13 protein-coding genes are annotated in these 12,132 nt (G+C 56.9%); 4 read left to right on the forward strand and 9 right to left on the reverse strand.

Annotation, left to right across the window (positions count from 1 at the left end; translation table 11 throughout):
* Nucleotides 1-22: 22 nt before the first annotated feature.
* Nucleotides 23-1,876, reverse strand: coding sequence for a bifunctional sugar phosphate isomerase/epimerase/4-hydroxyphenylpyruvate dioxygenase family protein (locus tag KOSB73_RS18415; RefSeq protein WP_098140781.1), 1,854 nt, complete (start codon nt 1,874-1,876; stop codon nt 23-25).
* 126 nt (nt 1,877-2,002) lie between these two features.
* Here KOSB73_RS18415 and KOSB73_RS18420 point away from each other — a divergent pair, with 126 nt between their 5' ends.
* Entirely contained in the window at nt 2,003-2,641 is a 639-nt protein-coding gene (locus tag KOSB73_RS18420) for a TetR/AcrR family transcriptional regulator (protein WP_004132404.1), read from the forward strand.
* 26 nt (nt 2,642-2,667) lie between these two features.
* Here the strand turns inward: KOSB73_RS18420 and fumD are convergent, their stop codons facing one another.
* Entirely contained in the window at nt 2,668-2,880 is a 213-nt protein-coding gene (gene fumD, locus KOSB73_RS18425) for a fumarate hydratase FumD (RefSeq protein ID WP_004132406.1), read from the reverse strand.
* 312 nt (nt 2,881-3,192) lie between these two features.
* Here fumD and ynhH point away from each other — a divergent pair, with 312 nt between their 5' ends.
* The 3 genes from ynhH to lpp all read left to right on the forward strand — a co-directional run bounded on the left by ynhH (nt 3,193) and on the right by lpp (nt 5,350).
* A complete protein-coding gene (gene ynhH / locus KOSB73_RS31505) occupies nt 3,193-3,393 on the forward strand; it encodes a protein YnhH (protein ID WP_418772212.1) in 201 nt (66 codons plus the stop codon).
* Nucleotides 3,390-4,802 carry a pyruvate kinase PykF gene (gene pykF / locus KOSB73_RS18430; RefSeq protein WP_004119183.1) on the forward strand — a complete coding sequence of 471 codons (1,413 nt, stop codon included), beginning with the start codon at nt 3,390-3,392 and terminating at the stop codon, nt 4,800-4,802. The genes ynhH and pykF overlap by 4 nt, the downstream gene beginning before the upstream one ends.
* A gap of 311 nt (nt 4,803-5,113) precedes the next feature.
* On the forward strand, nt 5,114-5,350 hold the full coding sequence (gene lpp / locus KOSB73_RS18435; RefSeq protein WP_003029373.1) for a murein lipoprotein Lpp: 237 nt from the start codon (nt 5,114-5,116) through the stop codon (nt 5,348-5,350).
* Nucleotides 5,351-5,414: 64 nt separating this feature from the next.
* On the opposite strand, the gene ldtE is transcribed toward lpp, so the two are convergent.
* The 7 genes from ldtE to sufA all read right to left on the reverse strand — a co-directional run bounded on the left by ldtE (nt 5,415) and on the right by sufA (nt 12,033).
* Nucleotides 5,415-6,398, reverse strand: coding sequence for a L,D-transpeptidase LdtE (gene ldtE / locus KOSB73_RS18440; protein WP_049086017.1), 984 nt, complete (start codon nt 6,396-6,398; stop codon nt 5,415-5,417).
* Nucleotides 6,399-6,499: 101 nt separating this feature from the next.
* Nucleotides 6,500-6,916: a cysteine desulfuration protein SufE gene (gene sufE / locus KOSB73_RS18445; protein ID WP_098140782.1), complete on the reverse strand. Its 417-nt coding sequence runs from the start codon at nt 6,914-6,916 to the stop codon at nt 6,500-6,502.
* 11 nt (nt 6,917-6,927) lie between these two features.
* Nucleotides 6,928-8,157, reverse strand: coding sequence for a cysteine desulfurase SufS (gene sufS, locus KOSB73_RS18450; protein ID WP_098140783.1), 1,230 nt, complete (start codon nt 8,155-8,157; stop codon nt 6,928-6,930).
* Nucleotides 8,154-9,428, reverse strand: a complete 1,275-nt coding sequence (gene sufD, locus KOSB73_RS18455; RefSeq protein WP_064371817.1) for a Fe-S cluster assembly protein SufD — start codon at nt 9,426-9,428, stop codon at nt 8,154-8,156. The genes sufS and sufD overlap by 4 nt, the downstream gene beginning before the upstream one ends.
* The gene (gene sufC / locus KOSB73_RS18460; protein WP_004132414.1) at nt 9,403-10,149 is read right to left on the reverse strand and encodes a Fe-S cluster assembly ATPase SufC; all 747 of its coding nucleotides are present in this window, start codon (nt 10,147-10,149) and stop codon (nt 9,403-9,405) included. The genes sufD and sufC overlap by 26 nt, the downstream gene beginning before the upstream one ends.
* A 16-nt stretch (nt 10,150-10,165) precedes the next feature.
* Complete coding sequence (gene sufB, locus KOSB73_RS18465) at nt 10,166-11,653, reverse strand: Fe-S cluster assembly protein SufB (RefSeq protein ID WP_024357897.1); 1,488 nt, start codon at nt 11,651-11,653, stop codon at nt 10,166-10,168.
* A gap of 2 nt (nt 11,654-11,655) precedes the next feature.
* Nucleotides 11,656-12,033 (reverse strand): Fe-S cluster assembly scaffold SufA, encoded by a 378-nt coding sequence (gene sufA / locus KOSB73_RS18470; protein ID WP_004119171.1) that lies wholly within the window; start codon nt 12,031-12,033, stop codon nt 11,656-11,658.
* Nucleotides 12,034-12,132: the final 99 nt, after the last annotated feature.

A 12,132-nucleotide genomic window follows, 5' to 3' on the forward strand; every position in this document is an offset into this window, starting at 1 on the left:
TTGTGAACCATCTGCTACATTACTAGGTGTACTGCATTGCTGACAAGCGTACAGCTGCATTTACAGCACCATAAAGTGCGTAACCGTTGCGCCGCTCGGTCAATTCAAAGAAAAAGCGTCCGGCAGAAAATGGGCGGGTATAAAGATGCAGGAACTCCCCGCCGTCTCCATCGCGGTCATAAAGAATCTGATGATTCTTCAAAAGGTTAACCTGAGCGTCTTCGCCAAAACGGGCCAGCAGATCGTCATAATAGTTCGCCGGGATGGGCAGCGCCTCGACCGCAATCTGCGGCAGGCTGGCGAGCGTGGCGGGTAAATCGCGGCAGGCAAACGCCGCGTGCTGTAAACCGGCGCCCTGATAACAGGCGACCGAACGGGCAATTTGCGTGGCGCGGCTTTGCGAAATATTGAGCGCGAGGCGAATGTCGCCCTGCGGACTGCGTACCGCCAGGCTGCGCACCAGCCCGTACGGATCGGGTAGCGTTTGTTCATGCTCGAGGATAAAGCCGAAAACGCTGCGGAAAAAAATGATCCAGTTATCGCGGCTGTCCGCTTCCATGCCGAGAGCCAGATGATCGATACCCTGATAATCGTCGCGCGGCGTGAGGTTCGCGCGCAGATGAAAATCGCGAGTATAGATGTCATCCCCCACCTCAATCAGATAAATAAGGCTGCCGTCCGGCGCGCAAACCGCCGGGATCGGGCTTTCATTCGGCCCGGCATCGCCCTGCCAGGTGGCGTAGCCGTATGCGCGGGCGCGTTCCACGATCGCCGCGCTCTGGCTGACGCGCAGCGCCATGGCGCAGAGGGAAACCCCGTGACGCTGGTGAAAATGGTCGGCCCAGCTGTGCGGCTGGGCGTTGACTACCACCCGCGCCCCGCCGTTGCGCCAGAGGGAGACCCGTTTTGAGCGATGGCTCCCCTCCTCGGCAAAGCCGAGCTGCGCCAGCGTTTGTCCGAGCTCGCCCGCCTGCGCCGGCGCGGCGGCAAACTCGATAAACTCCAGCCCGGCGTAGAGGGGCAGTTCAACGGGAGCAAAAAGCGGCGCCCGGCTTTCCGGTAGCCGCTGACGGACCTGCTCTTCCAACCACAGCAGCGAGCGATAGCCATCTTTCGCCGTCGCGCCGTTGGGCGACGCCCGGAAGCTGTCGTTGAAAATTTCCAGCGACCAGGGACCGCGATAGCCGCAGCGGGTAAGATCGCAGGCAAAATCCACCAGCGGCAGCTGCCCCTGAGCGGGAAAGCAGCGGAAGTGCCGGCTCCACTCCAGAATATCCATTTTCATCAGCGGCGCATCGGCCATCTGCACAAAGGTGATTTTCTCCGGCGGTACTTCCCCTAGCCGCTGCAGCGTGTCGCCGCGCGCCAGCACGTGGAAGCTATCGAGCACAATGCCCAGCGCCGGACTGTTGACGCTTTTGACCCGTGACCAGGCCTGATGCCAACGGTTGACGTGGGTGCCCCAGGCCAGCGCCTCGTAGCCGATGCGGATTTGTTCCTGCTCCGCCAGTTCAGCCAGGGCGCGCAAATCCGCGATCTGCAGCTCGACGTCGGCGGAACAGTCCGGCTGAACGTTGCTGCACAGCAGTATAGTGTCGCAGCCCAGCTCATGCATAAGCGCAAATTTGCGCCTGGCGCGTTCCATATTGGCGGCGAACTGGCTGCGGCTGGCGCCTTCAAAATCACGAAACGGTTGAAAAAGCGTGATTTTTAGCCCTAAATCTGCCGCCAGGTGGCGGATATCAGCCGGGGTACCGGTATAATAGAGCAGATCGTTTTCGAAGATTTCGACGCCCTGATAGCCTGCCGCCGCGATGGCATGGAGCTTTTCGGGTAAGGTACCGGAGATCGAGACGGTGGCGATGGAGCGCAACATAGTGTCCTCGGGTCATTGGCTGAGGTAATGACCTGAATATGTATCATTTGGTTCAATCGCGCCATGGTTGGTTGCTAAATTGTGATCAATATGTGTATTTTTTGCATCTCAAGAAAAGGAGCCGTTATGTCCGTCGTTGCTCATGATGAAGCGCAGTCTCTGAAAGAGCGGATCTTCGCCGCCGCCATTACCGTTTTCGCCGAGCATGGACTGTCGGGGGCGCGGATGGAGCAAATCGCCACCGAAGCGCAGACCACCAAACGCATGGTGGTCTATTACTTCAAGACCAAAGAGCAGCTTTATCAGGCCGTGCTGCAGCACGTCTACGCAAGGATCCGCGAAACCGAGCAGCAGCTTGGGCTGGAAAACGTGCCGCCGGTCGAGGCGCTGGTGCAGCTGGTGAAGTGGAGCGTGCGCTATCACGCCACCCACGCCGACTATATGCGGGTCATCTGTATGGAAAACATGCAGCGCGGGAAGTGGCTGAAAAGCTCGGGCCAGCTGAAACCGCTAAACCGCACCGCCCTGTCGATTCTGGAAGATATTCTTCAGCGCGGTCAGCGGCAAGGCGTGTTTCAGGCGGGGCTGGAAGCGCGCGATGTGCATCGATTGATCAGCAGCTTTAGCTTCTATCAGGTGTCGAACTTTTATACCTTTAGCAGCCTGTACCTGGACGATCCGATGCCGGCGATCGATGATGAGGCCATGGTCGCCCACCACTGCGATATAGCGGTAAAAGCGGTGATCCGCTTCGTGATTTCCTGAAGCGCGCGGGTAGTGCCCTGAGGCGGCTAGCTTCCGGAAAGCGCGTGGACCACCTTCTCCATCGCTTCCTGCGTCAGGGCGGAACGTTTGACCTTTGGGTTCGCGAGGGCGGTACGCACCACGCCGGCGATAACGATATGCTTCGGCTCCTGGCCCAGGTCGCGCATCTCCAGCACGACTTTACCGACCACCCGGCACATTTCCTGATACAACGCCTCATCTTTGGCTGTGTTTCCCATCGTATTCCGCTCTCAAATTTTCATTATCAATCAAATCATTATTGATATATTTCCCGCTTAAAGCAAACCAGCGCGCCGTTTTCGCCTCAGAGACCGCTTTTCCCGGCCAAACTTGTGAATAAACCCGCGTTTCCACCCTCTTTATCTTGTCAGGTGATGAAAAAATGTGTTGCGCATAAGCATAGGATTAGTTTGCATTTTGTTAAGTATGTAACTATAGAAATGAAACATGGTTTTCATTTTCTTTTTTGGATTGGGCAACGTATAATGCCCAACAAATTCTTATTGAATGGTTTCAGCGCATTGGATTGCATGACTAAACGCATAACACGTTGCCTCTTTTCATGGGCTGAACCGCCAGCACACATTCTTCTGCACGCTCTTTTGTTGTCACCTATCCTTAGAGCGTGGCATAGCAACTTTCGTAATACAGGTTTAACTCTGCGGCAGTGCGCCCACGGAGTCAGATTCCCCATCCCTATCCTTCACAACTTAAAGATTAAACTGTCATGAAAAAGACCAAAATTGTTTGCACCATCGGTCCGAAAACCGAATCCGAAGAGATGTTGACCAAAATGCTGGACGCGGGCATGAACGTTATGCGTCTGAACTTCTCTCACGGTGACTATGCGGAACACGGTCAGCGCATCCAGAATCTGCGCAATGTGATGAGTAAAACCGGTAAGAAAGCGGCAATCCTGCTGGACACCAAAGGTCCGGAAATCCGTACCATTAAGCTGGAAGGCGGCAACGACGTCTCCCTGAAAGCAGGCCAGACCTTCACCTTCACCACCGATAAATCCGTTGTCGGTAATAACGAAATCGTTGCGGTGACCTATGAAGGCTTCACCAGCGACCTGAGCGTTGGCAACACGGTACTGGTTGACGATGGTCTGATCGGTATGGAAGTGACCGCTATCGAAGGCAACAAAGTTGTTTGTAAAGTGCTGAACAACGGCGACCTCGGCGAGAACAAAGGCGTTAACCTGCCGGGCGTATCTATCGCGCTGCCGGCGCTGGCTGAAAAAGACAAACAGGACCTGATCTTCGGTTGCGAACAGGGCGTTGACTTTGTTGCGGCATCCTTTATCCGTAAGCGTTCTGACGTTGTTGAAATCCGTGAGCACCTGAAAGCCCACGGCGGCGAGAAGATCCAGATCATCTCCAAAATCGAAAACCAGGAAGGCCTGAACAACTTCGACGAAATCCTCGAAGCCTCTGACGGCATCATGGTAGCCCGTGGCGACCTGGGCGTTGAAATCCCGGTTGAAGAAGTTATCTTCGCGCAGAAGATGATGATCGAGAAATGTATCCGCGCGCGTAAAGTCGTTATCACCGCGACCCAGATGCTGGATTCCATGATCAAAAACCCGCGTCCGACCCGTGCGGAAGCAGGCGACGTGGCCAACGCCATCCTCGACGGCACCGACGCAGTTATGCTGTCCGGCGAATCCGCGAAAGGTAAATACCCGCTGGAAGCGGTCACCATCATGGCGACCATCTGCGAACGTACCGACCGCGTCATGACCAGCCGTCTTGAGTACAACAACGACAACCGTAAGCTGCGCATCACCGAAGCGGTGTGCCGCGGTGCGGTAGAAACGGCTGAAAAACTGGAAGCGCCGCTGATCGTTGTGGCAACCCAGGGCGGTAAATCCGCGCGCGCCGTACGTAAATACTTCCCGGATGCCACTATCCTGGCGCTGACCACCAACGAAACCACCGCGCGTCAGCTGGTGCTGAGCAAAGGCGTTGTGGCACAGCTGGTTGAAGATATCTCCTCTACCGATGCGTTCTACATCCAGGGTAAAGAACTGGCGCTGCAGAGCGGTCTGGCGCGTAAAGGCGACGTGGTTGTTATGGTTTCCGGCGCGTTAGTCCCGAGCGGAACCACCAATACCGCTTCCGTGCACGTGCTGTAATAATTTACAGGTTAATTAGTATTTCCTTTAAAAGCGCCTCTCGGGGCGCTTTTTTTTATTCCGGCACTAGCCGCTATTAATAAAAATGCAAATCGGAATTTACTATTTAACGCGAGATTATCTAAGATGAATCCGATGGAAGCGCGCTGTTTTCACTCGCCTTTTTAAAGTTACGTGATGATTTCGATGCTTCTTTGAGCGAACGATCAAAAATAAGCGTATTCAGGTAAAAAAATATTCTCATCACAAAAAAGTTTGTGTAATACTTGTAACGCTACATGGAGATTAACTCAATCTAGAGGGTATTAATAATGAATCGTACTAAACTGGTACTGGGCGCGGTAATCCTGGGTTCTACTCTGCTGGCTGGTTGCTCCAGCAATGCTAAAATCGATCAGCTGTCTTCTGACGTTCAGACTCTGAACGCTAAAGTTGACCAGCTGAGCAACGACGTGAACGCAATGCGTTCCGACGTTCAGGCTGCTAAAGATGACGCAGCTCGCGCTAACCAGCGTCTGGACAACGCAGCTACTAAATACCGTAAGTAATAGTATCTGTGTAATAAAAATGGCGCACATTGTGCGCCATTTTTTTTGTCTTCCGCATCCCCGCCTACTGCACGCTTTTCGCTTCATCCAGCGGCGTATTCTGTACCGACAGGCCCGACGCGGCGCTTTCACCCGCGGAGATCGCCACCGGATAGCCTGCTCGTCTGGTCAGCGCGCGTTTAAGCTGCGCCTCATCAACCGCTTTATCCCCCGCAAACTGATGAAACTCCGCCGGAAGCGTATAGGCCATGGTCTGCGCGTTGCTGCTCTCATCCGGCGTCAGCGGGCGATGAACTTCAACATAGCGCTTACCGTCCGGCTCCACGGCGAATTTGACCGGCTGGTTGATTATCCGCACCGGGGTGCCGCTTTTCACCTGATTGAATAACGCCTGGATGTCCGCCGCGTTCATGCGCATGCAGCCGGAGCTTACGCGCAGACCGACGCTGTCCGGCGCGCTGGTGCCATGAATAAGATATTCACCGTTGCCGTACGCCAGACGCAGCGCATAGCGACCTAGCGGGTTATTCGGCCCTGCGGGCACCACCGGCGGCAGTTTAATCCCCTTCTCCAGCGAGCGGGCGCGGATGCCCGCCGTCGGCGTCCAGGTGGGGTTCGGGATTTTCTGCCCGATACGGGTGGTCATCTCCGGCGTCTCCAGCCCCTGCTGACCAATCCCCAGGGGATAAACCTGCACCTGATTCATTCCCGGCGGGAAGTAGTAGAGGCGCAGTTCCGCCAGGTTGACGACGATGCCCTCACGCGGCACGTCCGGTAGCAGCATCTGCGAGGGTATCAGCACCTGTGTACCCGGTTTAGGCTGCACCGGCGCAATGGTATCGTTCGCTTCGAGGATCAGCATCGCCGCCGTATCAAAACGACGGGCAATCGCCTGCAGGTTGCGGTCGCCCTCCTGTACCGTCCAGAACTGGTTCTCACCAATCAGACGACTATTGGCAGGAGGAAGGGGGTAATCAACGGCCCAGGCTGCGTGTGACGCGCTGAGGGCGCTCAGAAGAGCCAGGGTGATAAGAGAAGCGCGTTTCATACTGAGATTCCTTCTTTCGCTGATAAAACGCCAGGCCTGTTATGCACGACGGGAGGCTAGCCTCCCGTCGTGCATAACAGAATGAAATCTACTGTTTTATTCTAGCTAAGATTTGCAGCTTTCGCGCGAATTGCGCGGATCATGGCTTCCAGTCCTTGCGAGCGCGAGGGGGTAAGATGCTGCGTCAAGGCCATTTTTTCAAACCACGGGCGCACGTCAAAAGCGGTCATATCCTTAGCCGTCATCTGGTCATAAAGGATAAATACCACCGCGATAAGTCCTTTCACGATGGCCGCGTCGCTGTCGCCGCGAAGCGCAATAGCCCCACCCGGCTCCTGCGCCATCACGATCCACACCTGACTCTGGCAGCCCTGAATGATGTTCTGCGCGCTGTGTTCCTCCGGGCTCAGCGGCGCCAGGCGCTGTCCCAGTTCAATAATATAGAGATATTTCTCTTCCCAGTTCGCGCAACGGCTAAAGTTGCGCAGCAGTTTGTCTCTGTCCGGTAACGCCGCCATAGTCACTTCCTTTAGCTTAATAATTTGTGGATCCGCTGCAGGCCCGCTACCAGCCGGTCCACCTCTTCCGTGATATTGTACATCGCCAGCGATGCCCGGCACATGGCAGGGACGCCGTAGAACGCCATGAGCGGCATGGCGCAGTGGTGCCCGGTCCGCACCGCGATGCCGTAGTTATCCAGGAAGCTGCCGACATCGTAGGCATGATGTTTGCCGAGATTAAAGGCAATCACTCCCAGGCGATTTGGCGGGCCGTACAGGGTTAAATCCGCCACGCTCTCCAGCGCCTGCAGCGCCTGCAGCGCGTAGCGCATCAGAGTTTGTTCATATTCCGCGATTTGCGTCAGCCCCAGCGCGCTGACGTAATCCAGCGCCGCGCCCAGTCCAATGATGCCGCCGGTATTCGGCGTTCCCGCCTCGAAGCGCCACGGCGCTTTTGCCCAGGTGGTGCCTTCCGTCAGGCTGACGGTGGCGATCATCGATCCGCCCCCTTCCCACGGCGGCATCGCCTGCAAAATGTCCTGTTTGACGTAGAGTACGCCGATCCCGGTGGGGCCATACAGCTTGTGCGCGGAGAAGGCGTAAAAATCGCAGTCCAGCGCCTGAACATCAACCGGATGGTGCATGACCGCCTGCGCGCCGTCCACCAGCACCTTCGCGCCATGCTGATGGGCTAAAGCGGCCAGGGCGGCGATCGGGTTTTCGGTTCCCAGCACGTTAGACACCTGGGTGATGGCCAGCAGGCGGGTGCGATCGTCAAACAGGCCGGGGATCGCATCCAGCTGCAGGGTACCGTCCTGATTCAGCGGGATCACCCTCAGCTGCGCGCCTACTCTGGCGCACAGCATCTGCCATGGCACAATATTAGCGTGATGTTCCATCGCGCTGACGATGATATTGTCGCCGGCGCCGACGTTGGCGTTCCCCCAGCTGTTGGCCACGAGGTTAATGCCTTCCGTGGTGCCGCGAACAAACACTACCTCTTCCGCCGAGCTGGCGTTGAGGAACGTCGCCGCCTGCTGGCGCACCTGCTCCATTCGCGCCGTGGCTTCCGCGCTGAGCGTATGAATGCCGCGATGCACCGCCGCATAGCCGTGGCGGTAAAATCCCGCCTCGGCGTTAATCACCGCTTCCGGCTTCTGCGCGCTGGCGGCGCTATCGAGATAGGCTAGCGGCTGGCCGTTCACCTCGCGGTGGAGTAGCGGAAAATCCGCGCGCACGCGTTGCACTGAAAATGTCATAGGTTGCCTCCCGGCAGACGCTGGCCGATACGCGCCAGTATCTGCTGCCTGAGCGCCTCATCATCGATCGCTTCGGTGAGCTCGGCGGCAAAGGCGTAAAGAATCATCTGCTGCGCCGCCTGCTGCGTAATGCCGCGCGAGCGCAGATAAAACAGCTGTTCATCATCGATGCGCCCAATGGTCGCGCCGTGGCTGCACTTCACGTCATCAGCGTAAATCTCCAGCTGCGGTTTGGTATCCACTTCCGATAAGCGGCCAAGCAGCAGGTTGTTGTTGGTCATCTGGCCATCGGTTTTGATCGCATGCGGCGCGACGTTTATCAGGCCGTTAAATACCGCCCGCCCTTTGTCGTTGACGATGGTTTTATGCAGCTGGCGGCTGTTGCAGTATCCGACTTTATGATCGAGCCAGGTGCGGCTGTCGCAGACTTCGCCGTTGACCGGCATCGCCAGCGAGTTAATCCGCAGGTTGCTGTTTTCTCCGTTCAGCCGCGTGCTGGTGTGGTGGCGGAGCACCGCGCTCCCGAGGAGAAAACTGCTGCTGAAGGCGGAGCTGTCGCGCCCGAGCGCCAGGTCGTTGTGGGCAAAGTGGTAGCTTTGCGCATTCTCAAACGCCAGCTTGATATGCTGCAGGTGGGCGTTATCCGCCACGGTCATCGTCAGCCTTGCGCCGGTAAAGTGGCGCTGGTCGTTGAGGCTCAGATAGTGTTCGATGATGGTCGCCTGCGCGCCGCTCTCCAGCTCCAGATGATGGCGATAGTGGGCGGTATTCATTTCATCGCTCGCCAGCCCGCGCGTCAGGTGCATAATCAGCAGCGGTTTTTGCGGGCGCTGGTTGCGCCTGACCCGGATGTGGGTGACGGTGGTTGCCAGGCTTTCGGTCAAATGCAGAAAGACTTCGGGCTGAACGGCGTCAGGCAGATGCTGACGCTCGTTATCCACCTGCACTTCATAGCCGCTGGCGGCCAGATCGTCGCTCAGGCTGTCGCTAAACTGACCGTCGACAAACACCAGGCGCCATGCCTCCACCGTTAGCGCCTGCGCGTCTCGCTGGGCCGCCGTCAGCGCCTGCGGCTGAGCGGCGACAAAGGTCTGATTCAGTAACGCGTCCAGCGGCGTATATTTCCAGTTTTCATTTTTACGCGTCGGCAGGCCCAGCCGCAGCAGCTGTTGCAGATGCTGATGCGCCTGCGGGCTGCGCTGCCCGCTTTGCGACTCAAACAGATGGTGCCACTGCTGCAGCGCGTTACTGCTGTTCGGTAAGCCAGCCATAGCCCTGCTCCTCCAGTTGTTTGACCAGAGTAAAGTCGCCGGATTTGACGATCCGCCCCTGGTACAGCACGTGGACGTAATCCGGCTTGATATAGTCGAGAATGCGCTGATAGTGGGTGACGATAATAAACGCGCGCTTGCCGTCGCGCAGGGCGTTAACGCCGTCAGAGACAATCTTCAGCGCGTCGATATCCAGCCCGGAGTCGGACTCGTCGAGGATGCACAGCTCCGGTTCCAGTACCGCCATCTGCAGGATATCGTTGCGCTTTTTCTCGCCGCCGGAGAAGCCGACGTTAACCGAACGGGTCAGCAGATCCTCGGGCATTTTCAGCAGCTTAATTTTCTCTTCCATCAGGTCCTGGAAGTCAAAGCGGTCAAGCTGCTCCTGGCCGCGGTAGCGGCGCACGGCGTTGAGCGCGGTTTGCAGGAAAAACTGATTGCTGACGCCGGGAATTTCCACCGGATACTGGAAGGCCATAAAGATGCCTTCGCCGGCGCGATCCTCCGGGGCGAGCTCCAGCAGATCTTTGCCTTTAAACGCCACGCTACCGCCGGTCACTTCATAGTCTTCGCGTCCGGCCAGGGTGGCGGAGAGCGTACTTTTCCCGGAGCCGTTCGGCCCCATAATGGCGTGCACTTCGCCGGGGCGAACGTCCAGATTCAGTCCGCGCAGGATCTCTTTGTCTTCGACGGCGACCTGCAAATTTTTAATACTTAACATCTTATTTCCTTTGTTATCAGCCGACGCTGTGTTCAAGACTAATCGCCAGTAATTTCTGCGCTTCTACGGCAAACTCCAGCGGCAGCTCTGAGAAAACGTCCTTACAGAAACCGTTGACGATCATCGAAATCGCATCATCCTCGCTGATGCCGCGCTGCAGGCAGTAAAACAGCTGATCTTCGCCGATCCGCGACGTGGTCGCTTCATGCTCCAGCTGCGCGCTGTTGTTCCGGCATTCCACGTAAGGGAAGGTATGCGCCCCGCTGTCCGGACCAATCAGCATCGAATCACACTGGGTGAAGTTGCGCGCGTTGGTTGCGGTGGGCATAATTTTGACCAGCCCGCGATAGCTGTTCTGGCTGTGGCCGGCAGAAATCCCCTTCGAGATAATCGTCGAGCGGGTGTTTTTACCGATATGGATCATCTTGGTCCCCGTATCCGCCTGCTGATGGCCGCTGGTCAGCGCCACCGAGAAGAACTCGCCGATGGAGTTATCCCCGCGCAGAATACAGCTTGGATATTTCCAGGTGATCGCCGAGCCGGTTTCCGACTGGGTCCACGACATTTTGCTGTTCTCGCCCTCGCACAGCGCGCGCTTGGTGACGAAGTTAAGGATCCCGCCGGTGTTGTTGTCGCCGGGGAACCAGTTTTGCACCGTGGAGTACTTCACCTCGGCATCCTTATGAATGATCACTTCAACCACCGCCGCGTGCAGCTGGTAGCTATCGCGTACCGGCGCCGAGCAGCCTTCAATGTAGCTTACATAGCTGCCTTCGTCGGCGACCAGAATGGTGCGCTCGAACTGGCCGGTTTTTTCCGCGTTGATGCGGAAATAGGTCGACAGCTCCATCGGGCAGCGTACGCCTTTAGGAACATAGATAAAGGTCCCGTCGGAGGCCACCGCCGCGTTGAGGGCGGCAAAGAAGTTGTCGTTGCCCGGCACCACGGTGCCGAGGTATTTCTGCACCAGTTCCGGGTGCTCGTGGATCGCCTCGCCGAACGAACAGAAGATAATCCCCTGCTCCGCCAGCTTTTCGCGATAGGTGGTGGCGACGGAAACCGAGTCAAAAATGGCGTCGACCGCCACTTCCCGCCCCTCGCGCACCGGCACGCCGAGGAGATTGAACGCCTCTTCAACTTCATTGGTCAAAAACGCGCTGGAGCCCGTCTGCTGCAAAGCGCCAGGCTCAGAGGCGCAGGCGTCATCGCAGTTGCCGCAGGAGGGCGCCGAGTAATAGCTGTAATCCTGATAGTTCAGCTTGTCGTAGTGCGCCTTCAGCCAGTGCGGCTCTTCCATCGCCTGCCAGGCCTTAAACGCGTTCAGACGAAACTCCAGCATCCATTCCGGCTCATTGCGGCGCGCGGAAATCGCCCGAACCACCTCTTCGTTTATGCCTTTCGCCAGCTCATCGGTCTGCAGCTGCGTGAAAAAGCCTTCTTTATAGTTGAGTGGCCCGCCGCTCCAGGTTTTGACATCGTCGGTTGCTTCAGTATTACGAGACATAGTTACTCCGCCTGAACGCCAAAACTTTCGCCGCAGCCGCATTCGTGCTGGGCTTTTGGATTATGGAATTTGAAGATTTGATTTAAGCCTTCGCGAACGTAATCGAGTTCGGTGCCATCAATAAACGGCATGGCCTGCAGCGGCGCCCATAGCTTCGCGCCGTCGCGCTCAAAGAGCAGGTCGTCTTTCGCCGGTTCAGCGATTAATTCGAGAACGTAGCCAAAACCGGCGCAGCCGCTGGTTTTAACCCCCAGGCGCAGCCCCTGCATATCAGGCTGTTTGCGGACCAGATCGCGAATATGGGCGGCGGCGGCTGGAGTCATGACCAGCCCACGCCAGCTAAAATCTTCGGGATTGAAAGTTCCTGCATGTGAATTCATCGCTCTACCTCATAGGTTGACGCCATCGGGACATACCGCTATGTTAGTGATAATGATTATCACTTCAACCCATCCGAAGAAGGGGTATTCCCCCATCAG

This window comes from Klebsiella grimontii, from assembly GCF_900200035.1.
Lineage (GTDB): Bacteria > Pseudomonadota > Gammaproteobacteria > Enterobacterales > Enterobacteriaceae > Klebsiella > Klebsiella grimontii.